This window comes from Formosa undariae (genome assembly GCF_042427615.1).
Classification (GTDB): domain Bacteria; phylum Bacteroidota; class Bacteroidia; order Flavobacteriales; family Flavobacteriaceae; genus Formosa; species Formosa undariae.
On record NZ_JBHMEZ010000003.1, the window covers coordinates 507,823 to 526,484 of the forward strand.

16 protein-coding genes are annotated in these 18,662 nt (G+C 33.3%); 7 read left to right on the forward strand and 9 right to left on the reverse strand.

Annotation, left to right across the window (positions count from 1 at the left end):
• The first annotated feature begins 186 nt into the window (after positions 1 to 186).
• From ACFFVB_RS05645 to ACFFVB_RS05655, 3 genes are all read left to right on the forward strand, one after another.
• The gene (locus ACFFVB_RS05645; RefSeq protein WP_382381740.1) at positions 187 to 645 is read left to right on the forward strand and encodes a lipocalin-like domain-containing protein; all 459 of its coding nucleotides are present in this window, start codon (positions 187 to 189) and stop codon (positions 643 to 645) included.
• A 439-nt stretch (positions 646 to 1,084) separates the two neighbouring features.
• Entirely contained in the window at positions 1,085 to 2,224 is a 1,140-nt protein-coding gene (locus ACFFVB_RS05650) for an ImmA/IrrE family metallo-endopeptidase (protein WP_382381741.1), read from the forward strand.
• Positions 2,221 to 2,724 (forward strand): DUF4411 family protein, encoded by a 504-nt coding sequence (locus ACFFVB_RS05655; protein WP_382381742.1) that lies wholly within the window; start codon positions 2,221 to 2,223, stop codon positions 2,722 to 2,724. The genes ACFFVB_RS05650 and ACFFVB_RS05655 overlap by 4 nt, the downstream gene beginning before the upstream one ends.
• Before the next feature lie 184 nt (positions 2,725 to 2,908).
• Here the strand turns inward: ACFFVB_RS05655 and ACFFVB_RS05660 are convergent, their stop codons facing one another.
• The 3 genes from ACFFVB_RS05660 to ACFFVB_RS05670 are packed head-to-tail and all read right to left on the reverse strand — an operon-like array spanning position 2,909 to position 6,713.
• Positions 2,909 to 3,799, reverse strand: coding sequence for a patatin-like phospholipase family protein (locus tag ACFFVB_RS05660; protein ID WP_382381743.1), 891 nt, complete (start codon positions 3,797 to 3,799; stop codon positions 2,909 to 2,911).
• On the reverse strand, positions 3,796 to 4,701 hold the full coding sequence (locus tag ACFFVB_RS05665; protein ID WP_382381744.1) for a patatin-like phospholipase family protein: 906 nt from the start codon (positions 4,699 to 4,701) through the stop codon (positions 3,796 to 3,798). Before ACFFVB_RS05665 ends, ACFFVB_RS05660 begins: the two co-directional genes overlap by 4 nt.
• Complete coding sequence (locus ACFFVB_RS05670; protein WP_382381745.1) at positions 4,698 to 6,713, reverse strand: M1 family metallopeptidase; 2,016 nt, start codon at positions 6,711 to 6,713, stop codon at positions 4,698 to 4,700. The genes ACFFVB_RS05665 and ACFFVB_RS05670 overlap by 4 nt, the downstream gene beginning before the upstream one ends.
• Before the next feature lie 82 nt (positions 6,714 to 6,795).
• Between ACFFVB_RS05670 and recG the strand changes: the two genes are divergently transcribed.
• Positions 6,796 to 8,898, forward strand: coding sequence for an ATP-dependent DNA helicase RecG (recG, locus tag ACFFVB_RS05675; RefSeq protein ID WP_382381746.1), 2,103 nt, complete (start codon positions 6,796 to 6,798; stop codon positions 8,896 to 8,898).
• Between the two features lies 1 nt (position 8,899).
• Here the strand turns inward: recG and ACFFVB_RS05680 are convergent, their stop codons facing one another.
• Positions 8,900 to 10,114 (reverse strand): peroxiredoxin family protein, encoded by a 1,215-nt coding sequence (locus ACFFVB_RS05680; protein ID WP_382381747.1) that lies wholly within the window; start codon positions 10,112 to 10,114, stop codon positions 8,900 to 8,902.
• 120 nt (positions 10,115 to 10,234) lie between these two features.
• Here ACFFVB_RS05680 and pheT point away from each other — a divergent pair, with 120 nt between their 5' ends.
• A complete protein-coding gene (pheT, locus tag ACFFVB_RS05685) occupies positions 10,235 to 12,661 on the forward strand; it encodes a phenylalanine--tRNA ligase subunit beta (RefSeq protein ID WP_382381748.1) in 2,427 nt (808 codons plus the stop codon).
• Between the two features lie 74 nt (positions 12,662 to 12,735).
• Here pheT and ACFFVB_RS05690 read toward each other — a convergent pair whose 3' ends face one another.
• Positions 12,736 to 12,927, reverse strand: coding sequence for a cold-shock protein (locus ACFFVB_RS05690; RefSeq protein ID WP_382381749.1), 192 nt, complete (start codon positions 12,925 to 12,927; stop codon positions 12,736 to 12,738).
• 196 nt (positions 12,928 to 13,123) lie between these two features.
• Positions 13,124 to 13,315: a cold-shock protein gene (locus ACFFVB_RS05695; RefSeq protein WP_038528380.1), complete on the reverse strand. Its 192-nt coding sequence runs from the start codon at positions 13,313 to 13,315 to the stop codon at positions 13,124 to 13,126.
• A 178-nt stretch (positions 13,316 to 13,493) separates the two neighbouring features.
• On the opposite strand from ACFFVB_RS05695, the gene ACFFVB_RS05700 reads away from it, so the two are divergent.
• Entirely contained in the window at positions 13,494 to 13,730 is a 237-nt protein-coding gene (locus ACFFVB_RS05700) for a putative signal transducing protein (RefSeq protein WP_382381750.1), read from the forward strand.
• A gap of 49 nt (positions 13,731 to 13,779) precedes the next feature.
• Here ACFFVB_RS05700 and ACFFVB_RS05705 read toward each other — a convergent pair whose 3' ends face one another.
• Positions 13,780 to 15,399 (reverse strand): ABC-F family ATP-binding cassette domain-containing protein, encoded by a 1,620-nt coding sequence (locus ACFFVB_RS05705; protein WP_382381751.1) that lies wholly within the window; start codon positions 15,397 to 15,399, stop codon positions 13,780 to 13,782.
• A gap of 153 nt (positions 15,400 to 15,552) precedes the next feature.
• Here ACFFVB_RS05705 and ACFFVB_RS05710 point away from each other — a divergent pair, with 153 nt between their 5' ends.
• On the forward strand, positions 15,553 to 16,971 hold the full coding sequence (locus ACFFVB_RS05710) for a TlpA family protein disulfide reductase (RefSeq protein ID WP_382381752.1): 1,419 nt from the start codon (positions 15,553 to 15,555) through the stop codon (positions 16,969 to 16,971).
• 87 nt (positions 16,972 to 17,058) lie between these two features.
• Here ACFFVB_RS05710 and fsa read toward each other — a convergent pair whose 3' ends face one another.
• Together fsa and ACFFVB_RS05720 are read right to left on the reverse strand one after the other, a co-directional pair.
• Positions 17,059 to 17,712, reverse strand: a complete 654-nt coding sequence (gene fsa, locus ACFFVB_RS05715) for a fructose-6-phosphate aldolase (RefSeq protein WP_382381753.1) — start codon at positions 17,710 to 17,712, stop codon at positions 17,059 to 17,061.
• A 115-nt stretch (positions 17,713 to 17,827) separates the two neighbouring features.
• Positions 17,828 to 18,631: an SDR family oxidoreductase gene (locus ACFFVB_RS05720; RefSeq protein WP_382381754.1), complete on the reverse strand. Its 804-nt coding sequence runs from the start codon at positions 18,629 to 18,631 to the stop codon at positions 17,828 to 17,830.
• Between the last annotated feature and the right edge of the window lie 31 nt (positions 18,632 to 18,662).

Consider the following 18,662-nt stretch of genomic DNA (forward strand, 5'->3'; position numbering starts at 1 on the left):
TTTCAATTTTTTAACGCACTTTAAAGGTTTTTCATAAAATACTCCTAAAGTGAACAGAATATACTTTCAACCCATTCTAAATTTATAATTTTAATGTCATAGTAATGATATAAAAGTGAATTTTCAAATTATATATAGGGTTAAATATTCTATTTGTAACAATTTGCTTAAAAAAATAAAAACATTATGAATCGTATAAAATTAAGAGATCAATTAGTAGGCGCTTGGGCCTTGAAAGATTTTACACAAAAAAATGAAGATGGAGACATCACCTATCCGTTAGACAAAAACCCTTCTGGATTTATAATATACACACCAGATGGTTATATGTCGGCACAAATGCAAAAAAAAGATCGTGCTATGTTTGATTCCGATGATATGTTTGGCGGAAAGCCAGAAGAATACAAGGAAGCAGCAAGTGGTTATTTAGCCTATTCTGGTCGCTTTTTTGTAGATGAAGAAAAACAAACCGTTACCCACGAGTTAACCGCCAGTCTATTCCCAAATTGGCTAGGCAAAGAACAAGTACGCTTAATTAAATTAGACGATAAAACATTACTATTAACTACGGAGCAACCCGTAAAGTTTAATGGCGAACTGCAAACCGCTAAAGTCGTATGGGAACGCGCTCCCGAAAATTACTAGAAGCTGTAAACGCATAAAATCTCGGCTACAATTTTAATAAATAGCTTATACATTGAAGCTAGGTTACCTAAAACCCTTTATACGAAAACAGATTACGATGCATTAAATGTCGACGTGTTTTCTTTAAAGGGTCTTATTATTTTTAGAAACCGCTGATGCTCCATTAAAATGTTTTTCTTCTTCAACTACATAATTTTACTTTCCCTATTTAATACTACCTTAAATAAAAGACTAAACTTTAATGTATTACGGAAATCCGTACAAATTACACAACCAAAATCAGTATTTTTATAGTTCGTAAGTACGATATTGGTTTATCCTGATGATAACCCAATTAATTATGAGCTAATGTTTGAATATGATACGTTGTAGGTAATGCAAGAAACAGCCGACTTAAGATAAAAACAGCTAATTATAAATATTAAATTATATTTGCCTAATGGCAACAAGGATTGAAAATATAAATTCTGATATTATAAACTGGGCAATTACTCGAGCAGGTAATAGTCTTGAGGAATTTTATGCAGATAATCCTGATGTTTTAGATTGGATAGAAGGAAATAAAAAACCTACTTTAAAACAATTAGAAAACTTCACTCATAAAGTCCACGTACCTTTTGGATATATGTTTATGAATGAGCCTCCTAAAGAGGAAATTCCTATACCTTTTTTCAGAACAGGAGCAGCACCAAGAGATAAAGTTTCTTTAAATGTTTACCATACTATCCAGATTATAAAAGACAGACAAAATTGGTTGACAAACTATCTGAATGAAAGCGATTATCCTGATTTAGGTTTTGTGGGAAAATATAATGATAGCTCTGATTATAAAGAAATTGCAAATGACATCAGGAATACTTTAAAATTACCTATTAATTGGGCTAGTAAACTTGGAACTTGGGAACAAGCTTTAGATTATTTGACATTACAGATTGAGGAAATTGGTATAATTATCAATTTTAATGGAATTGTTGGTAACAATACTAGAAGAAAAATTCTGGTCGAAGAATGTAGAGGTTTTGTTTTAGTAAATAATAAAGCCCCCTTTCTATTTATAAATTCCGCAGACGCTAAAGCTGCTCAAATGTTTACTTTAATTCACGAAATTGCTCATATTTGGTTAGGAGAAAGTGCTGGTTTTGATAATAAACAAATGCTTCCAGCTGATGACCCAACGGAATTATTATGTGATAAAGTTGCTGCAGAATTTTTAGTTCCTGAAATTTTCTTTCGAGAAAAATGGAATAGTAGTCAAAATATAAAATATTTAAGTAGAGTTTTTAAAGTTAGTCCAATTGTAATTGCAAGAAGAGCTTTAGATTTAAATTTAATTTCTAAACCTTCTTTTTTTGAATTTTATAACAATTATATAGCTGAATTTAAAAACAAAAAAGAAAATCAAAGTTCTGGTGGTAATTTTTATGCAACTGCTAAAAAGAGAATAAGTTTAAGATTTGCTAGTTATGTTAATAATGCAGTAAACGAAAACAATCTTTTATATAGAGACGCTTATAAATTAACTAGTTTAAAAGGTAACACGTACGAGAAGTTTATTAATGAATATCTATATCAAGTATGAGTAAATACATTGTAGATTCAAACTTCTTTATACAAGCTCATCGTTCAATTTATCCTCTTGATGTTGTTCAAAGTTTTTGGGTAAAAGTGAATGCATTATCTCAAAATGGAACTATAGTAAGTATTGATAAAGTAAAAAAAGAAATTTACGACAATTCTTCTCACGAAGATGAACTTAAAATATGGTGTGATTCTAATTTACCAGACGATTTTTTTATCAATACAGATACTGTCCTTCAAAATTATATTTCGATTGTAAATTGGACGAATTCCATGTCTCATCATTTCATGCCAAATGCGATTCAGGAATTTCTTGAAACCGACTTGGCTGATCCTTGGCTTATTGCTTTCGCTATGAGCAATAATTGGACTATTGTTACTTATGAAAAAAGCCAACCCGAAAGAAAAAACAGAATAAAAATACCTGAAGTTTGTAGTCAATTTAATGTAAGACATATTGATACAATCCAAATGTTTAGAGAATTAAACGAAAGCTTCTAAAGCTCTACCTACAACAAAGTACTGTACTAAAAAGCAAGTAAAATGTATTAATTTTTCACTAAAATACTTCTGTGAGCATCATCATATAATAATCCTGATTTTGCTATGGCAAATGCTTGTTTTAATATCTTATTCAATCAACACCAACCAACACTCCTTAGCCCCGTTCTCCTTCCAAAACACCCTAAGAACCATTAAAATGTTTTTCTTCGGCATACGCATAGCCTTGCTTCCACCATTGTTCCATTAAAGGTTTACTAAAAATCAAGGAGTTCTCGGTTAGTTTTGTTGGGGTGTAGTACAAATTGAGCTTTACAGTTTTCTGAATCGCGGCGAGTTTTCCTATCACAATATCATGTTGTTCTACTTGGTCTAATAAATGCCCGAATAAATTCATCATTAATGAAAATGGATTCTTGCCTAACACCTTATTCTTTTTCATCTGTTCAGATTCTAGAATTACCGCATCAATTTCTGTGGCCCCGCGTTTTATAGCTTCTTGTATAGGCACCACACACGAAAATCCGCCATCGGCATATTCATAACCATTTACCGTAGCTAAAGACATAAACGGAATGTAATTGCATGAAATCCAAATCCATTCGCAGAATTCTTCATAGGTATAATCATGAATAGATTTATATTCCACTTTACTTTTAGACAGATTGGTTACGGTTACCACAACATCTTCCTTCGTGCGCTTAATAAGATTATACTCTTCTAAAGTAAAACTCTTTTTAATATTTCGTTTTAAGGATTTACTTTCTCCAAACGTTCGTTTTCGTTTTATAAACTGCAGGATTGAACTTAAATAATTTATCGTCACATATTCACGACCTTCCTTTTTACGTTGTATAAATGGACTCACACTAAAAATATCGCGCTGCGTCACATTGGTGTACATTTTATGTAATTTTTTCAAATCGCCTGTTGCCAAATGCGGAATTAACAAACTCCCTGTAGATGTGCCTAAAAACATATCGTATTCTCGCTTATTGCGTTCTATTAAATATTGGGCGACACCGCCCGCAAAGGCACCTTTACTTCCGCCTCCCGAAATTACTAATGCTCTCATTTATTTTCTAATTGGCTAGTTTCTTCATTTTTATATTTTGCGAAATCAAATCCGCTTTGCCACCACTTGGTCATTTTAGTTTTATTAAAAACCAACGAATTTGTAGTCAATATTGTAGGCGTATAATAAAAGTTAATAATCGCATCGTTATTGGTCGCGACATATTTCCCAATCTTTATATTCTGACTTTCAATACGATCCAGTATAAATGCAAACATATTGGTAAGTAACGAGAACGCATTTAAAGACGGCATGCGATTAAACTGAGTCACTTCGGTTTTTAAAACAATAGCGTCTACCTCTTTTGCGCCTCGTTTAATAGCTTCTTCTATAGGCACCATTGATCCCAAACCACCATCGGCATATTCGTAACTATTCTTTTTCACTAAACTCATAAACGGAGTATAATTACAGGAAATCCAAATCCATTCGCAAAACTCCTCGTAATCGAAGTCTTTAATCGATTTATATTCCGTTTTATTAATAGATATGTTTGAAACCGTAACAACCACATCTACTCTGCTGTGTTTTAAATCGAAAAACTCCGCTTCGGTAAAAACTTTTTTAATCAGCTTTTTTAAATTTAAACTCTCCCCAAACGTTTTACTTCCATTTAAAATGTTTCGCAACACATTAACATGATTGATGCTAATCGTCTCAACACCTTTCTTCTTTTTGATCAAAAACGGACAACTATTAAAAATATCGTCTTGAGTAACATTCGTATAAATAGCTTTAATTTTCTCAACTTTCTTCAAAGCTAAATGCGATGCCAACAAGCTTCCTGTGGACGTTCCGATTATAATATCGTAATCGTGTTTTTTATGTTCTATAAGATACTGAGCTACGCCTCCGGCAAATGCGCCCTTACTCCCACCTCCAGAAATTACGAGTGCTCTCATGGTGTTGTTTTATCTTGTTGAAGCTGAATAATAAGTGGTTTATATTGCGGATGCTCCTCTAAAGAAGACAAGGTTTGTTTCGCATATTTACTTAATCTCCAATTATGATGTTTTGTAGCTTGCATTAGATTTGTAATAGACATGACATTATACAATTGAAGCGCATCTACATAGTTAAAAGCCAATTCTCTGACTTCAAAATCATATTTCGGCCCCGTGTAATCAATTAATTCATTTATGTATAATTGATTCTTTTCGGCTTCAAATTCAGGTGTCGACAACGCTAATACTAACCACAATTGTCTGATGTTTTTCGACTTAAAACCTACTCGATCTGTAGTTAGTTTCAAATATTTCGAGCGATTCTCAGGAAAATTAGACCATAAATTATACAACGCTATTTCTTGAGTTTGATATGATTTGTCGTTTAGCAATGTTTCGTAAACGGATTGTAGTTCGTGCGGTATCTCTCTCAAGGTTTGAGCAACGGCCTGCCGCACTTCTACGCCATTTTGAAGTAATACTTCTTCTGTAATTAATTCCGGGTGCTTTTTAATAATTTCCTGTTTTTCAAAATAAAACTTAGAGGAATCCATTAAAAAGTCAATGTCTTTATCTACCGAACATTCAATATGATCTAGATGTTTTATATAAAAACTCATAGCGTCTTTAGCATCTTCTACAATAGACTCCTTTGGAAATTCAACAGTGTTTAACCACAAATCGAAAAATGCATCTAAACGTTCTCCACTAGTCGCTTCTACTGCTTTAATAAAATCATCTGTTTCGACATTCTCAAACTCATGATCCTCTAAATACTGCTTAACTGCCATTTTAAAAGCCTTATCCCCTACTTTAACACGCAAAGCATGTAAGAGCCACGCTCCCTTCTTATAAAACGTTGTACTGCTCGATTTCGGATTTAATAACGCCGTACTTTGTCCGCTTGCATCCTGCGCCTCCAATTCTTTAGCATATTCATACAACCGCATTTTATAATAATCGTTTCCAAAAATATCGCGTTCGGCTAGCAAGGCATAATAAGTTGCAAATCCCTCTTGTAACCAATGGTGAGTCCCTGAGGTTTCGGTTACTAAATCACCAAACCATTGATGTGCCAATTCGTGAGCATTAACATTAACATAATTACGATCTACAAAACCAATAGTATCTACAACATACGCATCAGAAAAAATCGTTGCCGTAGTGTTTTCCATTCCAGCATACAGAAAATCTGCGACAGGTATTTGTTTGTAGTTTTTCCATGGATATGGCACACCGATTTCGGCTTCTAAAAAATTAAATAGCTGTTCACTATATCGATATGTTGGTTCTATTTTAGTTGAATCTTCAGGATAATAGTACAGGTCTAGAGGAATTCCGCTCTTAGATTTAAGTGTTTTTTTATCATATTTCCCAATAGCAATGGCAAACAAATAATTACTCATGGGTTTAGCCGAAACATAATTCCAAGATGTTAAAGAATCCGTTTTCACCTTCTCTTTTAACTCGCCGTTTGCAATAACGTCATAATCATTAAGAAAATTTACCGTCAGGTCTAAAGTTGTTTTCTCATTCATGTCGTCGAAACTAGGTAACCAATTACTCGTGTATTTCCCTTGACCTTGTGTCCAAACTTGCTGTCTACCATCGTATTCCCACCCTACAAAATACATGGCTTTTTTAGGGATTGCTATATATTCTAGCTTCAGAATATTGTTATCACTTCTTTTAAAATCTGAAAATAACCACAATTTTTCACCATCGTTTTTAAAGACTATGTCTTGCTTATTTAAGGTCACTTTCGAAATTTTCATCTGCTGAGCATCAATAAAAATGGAATCTGCAGCATTTAACATATCAAAAACATAAGATACGTTACCTGAAATTTGTTTCTCTATTGGGTGGATTGAAACCGTTGCAGTAATCGACTTAAAATCAACCACATCAATTTGTTGTCCCCATAATACACTGCTGAATACCCCAATTAAAAGGTGTAAAAAATGCTTCATCTCTTAAATATAACAAAGGTTTTAGTAAAATTCGTGAAATTTAGGGTTTTATGTTTCAAGTATAAGATTTATCTTCGTTTTTATGAATTCCAAGCTTCAAACCCCAATTGACTACTTAAAAGGTGTCGGCCCCAATCGTGCCGATTTACTTAGAAAAGAACTTGGCATACATACCTATCAGGATTTAATTAACTTATTTCCAAACCGGTATTTAGATCGCACTCAATATTACAAAATAGCCCAATTACAACGCAACAATGCCGATGTTCAAATTGTTGGACGTGTTACGGGCCTTAAAGAAGTATCGCAAGGCAAAGGAAAACGCTTAGTCGCCTCTTTTAAAGACGACACAGGAGCCATGGAACTCGTTTGGTTTCGAGGTGCAAAATGGTTAAAAGAAAGCATTAAATTGAATACCGATTATGTGATCTTTGGGAAAGCTAATGCATTCGGCACTAATTTTAGTATGCCACACCCTGAAATGGAACTGTTAGAAGAACATGAGAAAAATCTACGTTCTGCTATGCAACCCATTTATCCTTCGACTGAAAAATTATCGAATAAAGGAATTACAAATCGTGTACTGAATAAAATCATGCAACAATTGTTTCTTGAAACTCATGGGAAATTTGAAGAAACATTATCTCAAAATTTATTATCTGATTTAAAATTAGTGTCCAAATCTGAAGCACTTTTTAATGTTCATTTTCCAAAAAACCAAGAGCTTCTCGCACGCTCACAATTCCGATTAAAATTTGAAGAATTATTCTACATTCAACTGCAATTAATTCTGAAAAATCTAATTCATAAATCAAAAATAAAAGGGTTTACTTTCGACCAAGTTGGCGAACATTTCAACACCTTTTTCAAACACTATTTACCCTTCGATTTAACCAACGCACAGAAACGCGTAATTAAAGAAATTCGTGCCGATTTAGGGAGTAATGCCCAAATGAATCGTCTTTTACAAGGCGATGTGGGATCGGGGAAGACCATAGTCGCACTTATGTCAATGTTAATCGCACTTGACAACGGTTTTCAAGCCTGCTTAATGGCGCCGACTGAAATTTTGTCAGTCCAGCACTTTAACGGATTAAGTGAACTATGTAACAATCTAAATATCAGAATTAAACTACTCACGGGTTCAACTAAAACTTCAGATAGACGAATAATTCACGAAGCACTTGAAAATGGCGAATTAGACATCTTAATTGGCACACATGCACTCCTTGAGGATAAGGTGAAATTTAAGAATTTAGGCCTTGCCATTATAGACGAGCAGCACCGTTTTGGAGTTGCCCAACGAAGTAAATTGTGGAAAAAAAACACTATTCCCCCACACATATTAGTGATGACGGCAACACCTATTCCGAGGACTTTGGCGATGTCTGTATACGGCGATTTAGACATCTCGATTATTGACGAATTACCCCCTGGAAGACGCCCAATAAAAACAGTTCACAGATTCGATTCTAACCGCTTAAAAGTGTTACGATTTATTCGAGATGAAATAGATAAGGGTCGACAAGTTTATATTGTATATCCATTGATTCAGGAAAGCGAAAACATGGATTATAAAGACTTGATGGATGGTTACGAAAGTATATCTCGTGATTTCCCAAGTCCGAAATACCAAATCTCGATTGTTCACGGAAAAATGAAACCCGCCGACAAAGAGTTTGAAATGCAACGTTTTATAAAAGGCGAAACACAAATTATGGTTGCCACTACAGTTATTGAAGTTGGTGTTAACGTACCAAATGCTTCTGTAATGATTATTGAAAGTGCCGAACGTTTTGGATTATCGCAACTTCACCAATTACGAGGTCGTGTAGGCCGTGGAGCAGAACAGAGTTTCTGTATTTTAATGACGAGTCACAAATTGAGTAGCGATAGCAAGACACGTTTAGAGACCATGGTAAGAACTAGCGATGGCTTTGAAATCGCAGAAGTCGACTTACGCTTACGTGGTCCTGGAGATATTATGGGAACACAACAAAGTGGAATTTTAAACCTTAAAATTGCCGATATTATTAAAGATAACGACATTTTAAAACTAGCCCGTTTTCATGCAAAAGAAATCCTAAAAGACGACCCTAGACTTATTAAAGACCAGCATCGTCCGATTCTTTTTACTTACCAACAAGTAGCAAAATATAAAAACATCTGGAATTATATCAGTTAAACTACTCATTCACCAATTCAGAAATAAATGATTCAAAATCAGATTTATACTCAACATATAAATCTCCTGTAGCAGGCCCATTAAATCCAGTATGTATTTTTCTAACCTTTCCTTTTTTGTCCACATAAATAGCAGTGGGATAAGACAACACATGGTTTAACATAGGTAATTTTTCTTGGGCAGTTTCTTTGTTTGTAGATCCATATTGAGCTAATAAAACAGGATACGTAATACCCAACCTAGAGGTTAAACGTTCAATATTTTCAAAGGCTTTTTCTTCAGTTTTAGCATACTCGAAAGCCAATCCAACGAAAGCGATATCTTCAGAATTATGAGATTTTAGATACTCTACAAAGTATTTACTTTCATCTAAACAGTTCGGACACCAACTCCCCATGAGCTGAACCACCACCACTTTATTTTTAAATTGGGCATCAGACAACGACACCATATTTCCTTTATGGTCAGGAAATGAAAACGCCAAAGCATCAAACCCTGGCTTTAAAAACGTTAAAGAATCCGCATCGGCTAATTCAAATTTATCGTTGCGCTTTGCTATAAATGGCTCCTTATAGTGATTCCCGGAGTAAAACATCCCTGACATTGTACTATCGCTTACTTGGGCAGTAAATAAAAAGGCATGAGCCCCATCGAAAGCAGATAACTTCATGGTACTCCCTTCAACAGAACCTTCTAAAAACCGATAATCTCCAGTTGTTGTTCTAAATGTCCCTGTAACCTTATCTCCGTCTTGCTTAAATATCCCTTTGGCTTTATATACATCCTCTGAACTATCTGGACTAAAAGTTGTTTCCCAATTCCCATCAACATTTACATCTGCGTTTTTAGTGGTTTTAAACCGAAAAGATTCACCAAAAACAGCTTTAAAAGGCACTGATCGGTTTAAATCATCGATAATAAAAAATCCGTTTAAAGATTTTCCGTCTACAAGTTTCGCTTTTAAATACCCTTCAAAAACAGGAAGCTTTATTATTACGCTATCATTTTCAAATGAAATCTCGTCTACTTTAATTTCCTCATCTGCATTAAAAACAGTGAGTAAACTATCATTAATCACCTCAAAATTAAAAGGCAAGGCTTCTTGGTCTTGAGTTTCTATAAGTCCTCTCCACATACCTTTTTCAAGTTTTTCCGGATCCGATTGTCCACAATTAACAAGACAAATTGCAGAAAATAACAATAAAAAATAACGCATAAAATAAAGTTTAAAATAGTATTCGAAGAAACAGCAAATTCCTTACAATAAAAAACATTTTACAATTTTATAGACGTTGAACTATTACTATCTTTGCGCTTTTAAGAAAACACGCTTTAGATGAAGATTTCATACAATTGGTTAAAACAATTTATTAAAACGGACTGGTCTGCAGAGCAAACCGGAGAACTTTTAACCGACCTTGGTTTAGAGGTTGAAGGCATAGATGCTTTTCAATCCGTAAAAGGAGGCTTAGAAGGTATTGTAGTAGGAGAAGTACTAACCTGTATACAACACCCAAACGCTGACCGATTAAAAATTACAACGGTAAATATTGGAGCAGAAACTCCAGTACAAATTGTTTGTGGAGCACCTAATGTAGACGCTGGACAAAAAGTTCCTGTGGCGACTATTGGTACCACTCTATATACTGAAACTGGTGAAGCTTGGACAATTAAGAAGGGTAAAATTAGAGGCGAAGAAAGTTTTGGAATGATTTGCGCTGAAGACGAACTTGGATTAGGAAAATCTCATGACGGGATTATGGTTTTAGATGCCGACTTAAAAGTTGGAACGCCTGTTGCCGACATTTTTGATGTTGAAAATGATTTAGTCTTCGAAATTGGATTAACACCTAACCGTTCGGATGCCATGAGTCATTATGGAACCGCTCGCGACTTGAGAGCTGGGTTACTTCAAAAGGAAATTCACTCAGAGTTAATTACACCTTCTGTAAGTTCTTTTCATGTAAATAACAGATCGTTTCGTATAGACGTCGATGTACAAAATAAAGAGTTAGCACCACGTTATTGCGGTGTTAGTATTTCAGGAATTAAAGTAGAAGAATCTCCTGAATGGCTAAAAAACAGACTTAAAGCTATCGGATTAACGCCTAAAAACAATGTTGTAGATGCTACCAATTATGTATTGCACGATTTAGGACAGCCATTACATGCTTTCGACTATAATAAAATTTCTGGTCAGAAAGTGATTGTAAAAACGGTAGAAGCAGGTACAAAATTCACAACTTTAGACGGTATTGAACGCACGTTACATGAAGACGATTTAATGATTTGCGATGCTGAAAAACCAATGTGTATTGCCGGTGTTTTTGGAGGTGCACAATCTGGAGTTACAGAAAACACAACTAATATTTTCTTAGAAAGCGCCTATTTTAACCCTGTAAGCGTTAGAAAAACAGCTAAACGTTACGGATTAAACACAGATGCTTCTTTTAGATTTGAAAGAGGTATAGATCCTAATTTATGTGAATATGCATTAAAACGCGCTGCATTACTTATTGTTGAGCTTGCTGGTGGTGAAATTTCAAGTGAAATTGAAGACTCTTACAGTAATAAAATCGAAGATTTTCAAGTCCGTTTAAGTTTTGATAATGCAAAACGTCTTATTGGAGAAGAAATCCCTAAAGATGTAATTAAACGCATTTTAATGTCTTTAGATATCAAAATAAACAACGTTACCGAAACAGGTTTAGGCTTAACTGTTCCTGCTTACAGAAACGATGTACAACGTGAAGCTGATGTTATTGAAGAAATTCTACGTGTTTACGGTTACAACAATGTAAAAACAACTGAAAAATTAAACGCCTCAATTTCTAATTCATCTCGTTTTGAAGATCATAAAATTCAAAATAAGATTGGAAATCAATTAGCCGCTCAAGGTTTTTACGAAATCATGGCCAACTCTTTAACCTCGCCAGATTACGTTGGTTTAAGCGAGCAATTAAAAGCAGAGCATAACATTAGTATGCTAAACCCGTTAAGTAACGACTTATCTGTTTTAAGACAATCTTTACTGTTCTCAGGTTTAGAAGCTGTATCTCACAATATAAACAGAAGACGTCCCAATTTAAAATTCTTTGAATTTGGAAAAACGTATCATCATTACAACGAAAATCGTGAAGAATTTAAACACTTATCGCTTTTTGTAACCGGTAATAAATCTACCGAAACATGGAACTCGGCACCTTTAAAAGGAGATTTCTTTTACATGAAAGGAATTATTAATACGGTTTTAGAGCGCTTAGGATTAACCAGATTTAGAACCTCTCCTATTTCTAACGATATATTTAGCGAAGGCCTTCAATTGGGATTAGGAAAAACTAAGTTAGTCGAATTTGGCTTAGTTAAATCTAGTATTTTAAAACATTTTGATATTTCTCAAGAAGTATTATTTGCAGACTTTAACTGGGATGCCATTATCGATTTGGTAAAACATAATAAAACGAAATACACGGAAATTGCTAAGCATCCAGAAGTACGTCGTGATTTTGCTTTATTGCTAGACGATCAAGTATCTTTTGAAGAAATCTTTACGATAGCAAAACAAACAGAAAAGCAACTTTTAAAGGATGTAAACCTGTTTGATGTTTATCAAGGTAAAAACTTACCTGAAGGCAAAAAGAGTTATGCAGTGAGCTTTATTTTGCAGGATGAGCAAAAGACTCTTACCGATAAACAAATCGATAAGATCATGAATAAACTACAATCTAATTTTGAAAGCAAATTAGGCGCAGAATTAAGATAGTCGACTGATAATATATAAATAAAAAAGCCTGCAAATTGCAGGCTTTCTTTTGTGTCAAAAATTAAAGAATAAAGTTAAATTACTTTTACGTTTATTGCGTTTAACCCTTTTTTTCCTTCTTTTAATTCAAATTCAACTGTATCTCCTTCTTCGATTCTGTCAATTAAGCCAGAAACGTGTACAAAATACTCTTCGTTTGAACCCTCTTCTGTTACAAATCCAAATCCTTTAGATTCGTTGAAGAATTTTACTGTTCCGTTTTTCACTGTGTATAAGAAATAATATTATTAATAGTAACAAATTTAAGATTATAAACCACTCGGCAAAACAAATACCCATTTATATTTTCAGTTAATAAAATTAGGTAAAATCTTCATAATCTAAATTATAAGCATAAAAAAACCCTATCAATAAATTGATAGGGTTTCAAGATCTTAAAAAGTATATATACTACTGAAAGTATTAGATTACTTTTACATTTACTGCGTTTAATCCTTTTTTACCTTCTTGTAAATCGAATTCTACTGCATCACCTTCGCGAATTTCATCAATTAATCCAGAGATGTGTACGAAATGTTCTTTGTTTGTGTCGTCTTCAATAATGAATCCAAATCCTTTAGAGTCGTTAAAGAATTTTACTGTTCCTTTGTTCATTGTAAAATATTAAATAATTATAATTACTACAAATGTAAGGTTATAAATGAGATAACAACCTATTTTTTTAATTTATTTTCAAAAAACTTTTCATCCCCCTATTTACAGGCATTTTTCAATTGTTTAAAAAAAATGATTTAAAAGTTTGTATCTTTAAGTATAACTAAATTTTTAAAACATGGACGATTCAAATTATATAAGAGTATTTACAGGAAGTTTTATTATCACCCAGAGAATTATTCAAGATCTTGAAGCTGCTGGCATTAATGCCATTGTTAAAGATGAGAGTGAATCTGGAAGGTTAGCTGGTTTTGGAAGCTCCATTCAGGGCCAACAAGATTTATACGTTAATAAAGACGAGCAACAAGCGGCTGCTAAAATTATTGAAGCCACAGCTTCGGAATTAGACGCATAAAAAAACCCTGACGAATCAGGGTTTTTAAAGCAATATTTTAATTTATAACTTAGACAGCGTACATTTTGTTACGCTGTTCTTTTGTTTTTGAGTCAGACATATACTCATCGAACGTTGTATAACGATCTATAATACCGGTTGGTGTTAATTCTATCACACGATTTGCTAAAGTTTGAGCAAATTCATGATCATGTGTAGAGAATAACACGGTTCCTTTAAAATTAGTTAACGAGTTATTAAACGCTGTAATACTCTCCAAATCTAAATGGTTTGTTGGTTCGTCTAACATTAATACGTTAGCTCTAACCATCATCATACGACTTAACATACAACGTACCTTTTCTCCTCCGGATAATACATTAGATGTTTTTAAAGCTTCTTCCCCACTAAAAATCATCTTTCCTAAGAATCCACGAACATAAACTTCCTCGCGTTCTTCTTCTGTAGTTGCCCATTGGCGTAACCAATCTACTAAGGTTAGGTTATTATTAAAAAAAGCACTGTTATCTAAAGGTAAATAAGATTGTGATGTTGTAACACCCCAATCGAAAGAACCTGAATCTGCTTGCTCCTTATTATTAAGTATTTGATAAAATGCAGTAGTAGCTCTAGAATCTTTAGAGTATATAACGACTTTATCTCCTTTATTTAAGTTTAAATTGATGTTTTTAAACAACACTTCCCCGTCTATTGAAGCCGATAGATTTTCAACATTTAAAATCTGATCTCCCGCTTCTCTATCACGTTCGAATATAATAGCAGGATAACGTCTACTTGTACGTCTAATATCTTCTATATTCAATTTATCGATCATTTTCTTTCTACTAGTTGCTTGTTTACTTTTTGCAACGTTAGCAGAGAAACGACGAATAAATTCTTCTAATTCTTTCTTCTTCTCTTCAGCTTTTTTGTTTTGCTGTGCATGCTGTCTTGCCGCCAATTGAGACGACTCGTACCAGAATGTATAATTCCCTGAGTAATGATTAATTTTAGCAAAATCGATATCTGAAATATGTGTACACACCGCATCTAAAAAGTGTCTATCGTGAGATACCACAATTACACAGTTATCGAAATTAGCAATAAAATGTTCCAACCACGTAATTGTTTCGTAATCCAAGTCGTTAGTAGGCTCATCCATTATTAAAACGTCTGGGTTTCCAAATAATGCTTGTGCTAACAACACACGGACTTTTTGTTTACCATCTAAATCTTTCATTAAGGTGTAATGATGTTCTTCATTAATCCCTAAGTTAGATAATAAGGCAGCCGCGTCGCTATCGGCATTCCAACCATTAATTTCTTCAAACTGTACTTGAAGTTCTCCAATTTTTTCAGCGTTTTCATCTGTATAATCAGCGTAAAGCGCATCTATTTCTGTTTTAATTTTAAACAGAGGCTTGTTTCCGATTATAACGGTTTCTAATACCGTATGCTCGTCGTACAAGTTGTGGTTTTGCTCTAAAACCGACATACGTTTGCCTGGTTCTAAATGCACACGTCCTGAAGTAGGCTCTTGCTTTCCAGCAATTATATTAAGAAAAGTTGATTTTCCAGCGCCATTAGCACCAATAATCCCGTAACAATTACCTTGATTAAAAACTGTACTTACTTCATCGAAAAGCACACGCTTCCCAAATTGAACGGAAAGATTTGAAACTGATAACATATATTGTGTTTTAATTAGCCGCAAAAATAGAAAATAACATCCATTACACGAAAGAAATAATATCTTAAAAATATTTAACACCCTGTTAACAGACGAAGTTGACTGCTTCCCATATTTTTGTTTGTACCTGTTTAATCAAGAGAGCTCTTATTTATGAAGCACCTTTACTTAATTCTTTTACTTTCAATTTGTTTTACATCCTGTAAAAAGGAGAACAAATATGGACATGATGCCTGTGCTTTTTTAGGAGGAGAAATAATTAATCCCATTAATAATTATGTGGTTATTTCTCAAGACAAAAATGTATTAGACACCGTACACTTAGACCAAAATAACAGGTTTTTATTTAAGATAAACCCTGTAAATTCTGGACTCTATACGTTTTCACACGGTGGAGAAATACAAATGGTTTTACTAGAACCTAACGACAGTATTATTTTTAGATTAAACAATCTAGATTTCGACGAATCCCTTGTATTTACTGGGCGTGGCGCAAAGGAAAACAATTACTTAATTAATATGTTTTTACAAAATGAACGCTCTAACCGTATCATTTTAAAATTTAGCCAGACCACTCCGGAAATTTTTGCTTTTAAAGTCGATTCTATTAAAGCCATTTATCAGAATAATTTAGATCAATTTCAAGCAAAATATAAAACATCAGATCAATTTAAACACATCGCTCAAGCCAACATTGATTATAATTTTTACGCACAGAAAGAATTGTACCCCTTTACCTTTTACGCGAATAATGAATTAAAAAACATGAAATCTTTACCTAGCGATTTCTATAATTACAGATCTAAAGTAGATTATAACGACGCAGCTTTAAAAGATTACTTTCCGTATTTTACCTTTTTAAGATATCATTTTAACAATATTGCTTTACAAAAACATTTTAATCAGTCTAACGATAGTATTTTTGATAATAAGAATTTAGATTTCAACTTATCTAAACTAGAATTAATTGATAATTTAGTCTCTAACGATTCTATAAAAAATTCGTTATTAAATTTTGCAGCATTACGTTACATTAACTCGTCTGCTAAAATTAGTAACTACACACCGTATTTAAAATCTTATCTAGAAAAAAGCACACTACCTAAAAACAATGAACAAATAACGGGTTTAATCGAATCTTTAGAAAAGTTAAAACCTGGAAACGTATTACCAAATACCATTGTTACAAATAATTTAAATGAAGAACTTTATTTAAGCGACTTTGTTAAACGTCCAACAGTGATTTACTTTTGGTCTTTTACATTAAAAAATCATTTTTTAGATAGCCATAAAATGACTCAGGAATTAGCCAAAAAATATCCTGAAATAGATTTTATAGCCATGAATATTGATAAAGATAATGCTGAATGGATAAATTATTTGGAGCAACACAAGTATTCGCTTAAAAATGAATATCACTTTAAAGATCCTCACTTTTCTAGACAAACATTAGCCATCAATTCCATTAATAGAGTGATGCTAATTAATAAGAACCTGACTATTATTAACAGTCATACAAACATGTTCTCTAAAGATTTTGAGGTGCAATTACTAGGCATGCTAAATCAGTAAGTATACCTTTTACATAAAATATAGATCACAAAAAAAATCCTCAACATAACATATGTTGAGGATCTTTATTTATTAGACTATTAGGAATTAATTTCCTTTTTGGTAATCTTCTAAAAATTTAGCTAAACCACTATCTGTAAGTGGGTGCTTTAACAACCCTTCGATAGAGCTTAACGGTCCCGTCATAACATCTGCTCCTAATTTAGCACAGTCAATAACGTGCATTGTATGGCGCACAGAAGCTGCTAAAATTTGAGTTTCGAAAGCATAGTTATCATAGATGTGACGAATTTCAGCAATCAGGTTTAAACCATCTGTAGAGATATCATCTAAACGACCAATAAACGGAGAAACATACGTTGCTCCTGCTTTTGCAGCCAATAACGCTTGTCCTGGAGAAAATACTAAAGTAACGTTGGTTCTAATTCCTTTATTAGAAAAATATTTACATGCTTTAATACCATCTTTTATCATTGGTAATTTTACAACAATTTGCTCATGTAATTCAGCTAAGGCTTCACCTTCTCTAACCATACCTTCAAAATCTGTTGCAATCACTTCCGCACTTACATCACCTTCAACAATATTACAAATGTCTACGTAATGTTTTAAAATATTATCGTGTCCAGTAATACCTTCTTTTGCCATTAATGACGGGTTTGTAGTTACCCCATCTAAAACACCTAATTCTTGTGCTTCTTTAATTTGAGCTAAATTTGCTGTATCAATAAAAAATTTCATTATTATATATTTATTTTAATTGTATTATATCTATGTTGCTAATTTACAATATTAAGCGTATTTGGAATGCTATTTCACCAAAATAACCGCCTTTATTTACGTAAACGTTTACGTTTTATAATTTATAATGATTTAACAGCATTTTTTCATATACTTTATCGGGTAGTACACGTTTTAGAACGATAGAGAATTTCTGTAATAATTCCCCAACTTTATAATGAATTTTTGGATTTTCGGTATTTATAATCTTAAAAATAGCTTCCGCCATAATTATAGGATCTTTACCGGAATCGACATGGGAATCCATTAATTTTAAAGTGTTCTCGTACTGTAATTTATAAGGAGAATTCTCGTGCACAGGCGCATGGAAACGACCTGAAGCAATATTAGTTGCAAAATCGCCCGGTGCCACATTGGTCATTTTAATATTAAATGCTTTCACTTCCATCCTTAGTGCCTCGGTGGCTAACTCTAAAGCACCTTTACTTGCGCTATAAATACCACGATATGGCAATCCCATATACCCCGCAATAGAAGTAACATTTATAATTAAACCACTTTGTTGCTTTCGCATTTGAGGTAAAACCGCTTTAATAACTTCTAGCGGACCGAAAAAATTGGTGTTGAAATGATTTTTCATTTCGTCTAAAGGAATTTCTTCTATCGGCCCTGTAATACCAACACCCGCGTTGTTAATTACAATATCGATTCGATCTTCTTTTTCCAATAGTGATTGCACACAAGTTGAAATTGTAGATACATCTTTTACATCTAATTTTAAAATGGGAAATTTGCTTGAAGTGTAACGTTCTGGAGACCGACTGGTACCGTAAACTTTGAATCCTTTATGAGATAAAAATTCTCCTATAGATTTTCCTATTCCTGAAGAACCTCCTGTAATTAAAACAACTTTAGACATAAATTAATACTATGATTTAAGTTGGTAAAAA

Excerpts from the sequence above, each read along its gene's own strand:
- ACFFVB_RS05645 (WP_382381740.1), top strand. The coding sequence starts at position 187 with ATGAATCGTATAAAATTAAGAGATCAATTAGTAGGCGCTTGGGCCTTG.
- ACFFVB_RS05650 (WP_382381741.1), top strand. The coding sequence starts at position 1,085 with ATGGCAACAAGGATTGAAAATATAAATTCTGATATTATAAACTGGGCA.
- ACFFVB_RS05655 (WP_382381742.1), top strand. The coding sequence starts at position 2,221 with ATGAGTAAATACATTGTAGATTCAAACTTCTTTATACAAGCTCATCGT.
- ACFFVB_RS05660 (WP_382381743.1), bottom strand. The coding sequence starts at position 3,799 with ATGAGAGCATTAGTAATTTCGGGAGGCGGAAGTAAAGGTGCCTTTGCG.
- ACFFVB_RS05665 (WP_382381744.1), bottom strand. The coding sequence starts at position 4,701 with ATGAGAGCACTCGTAATTTCTGGAGGTGGGAGTAAGGGCGCATTTGCC.
- ACFFVB_RS05670 (WP_382381745.1), bottom strand. The coding sequence starts at position 6,713 with ATGAAGCATTTTTTACACCTTTTAATTGGGGTATTCAGCAGTGTATTA.
- recG (WP_382381746.1), top strand. The coding sequence starts at position 6,796 with ATGAATTCCAAGCTTCAAACCCCAATTGACTACTTAAAAGGTGTCGGC.
- ACFFVB_RS05680 (WP_382381747.1), bottom strand. The coding sequence starts at position 10,114 with ATGCGTTATTTTTTATTGTTATTTTCTGCAATTTGTCTTGTTAATTGT.
- pheT (WP_382381748.1), top strand. The coding sequence starts at position 10,235 with ATGAAGATTTCATACAATTGGTTAAAACAATTTATTAAAACGGACTGG.
- ACFFVB_RS05695 (WP_038528380.1), bottom strand. The coding sequence starts at position 13,315 with ATGAACAAAGGAACAGTAAAATTCTTTAACGACTCTAAAGGATTTGGA.
- ACFFVB_RS05700 (WP_382381750.1), top strand. The coding sequence starts at position 13,494 with ATGGACGATTCAAATTATATAAGAGTATTTACAGGAAGTTTTATTATC.
- ACFFVB_RS05705 (WP_382381751.1), bottom strand. The coding sequence starts at position 15,399 with ATGTTATCAGTTTCAAATCTTTCCGTTCAATTTGGGAAGCGTGTGCTT.
- ACFFVB_RS05710 (WP_382381752.1), top strand. The coding sequence starts at position 15,553 with ATGAAGCACCTTTACTTAATTCTTTTACTTTCAATTTGTTTTACATCC.
- fsa (WP_382381753.1), bottom strand. The coding sequence starts at position 17,712 with ATGAAATTTTTTATTGATACAGCAAATTTAGCTCAAATTAAAGAAGCA.
- ACFFVB_RS05720 (WP_382381754.1), bottom strand. The coding sequence starts at position 18,631 with ATGTCTAAAGTTGTTTTAATTACAGGAGGTTCTTCAGGAATAGGAAAA.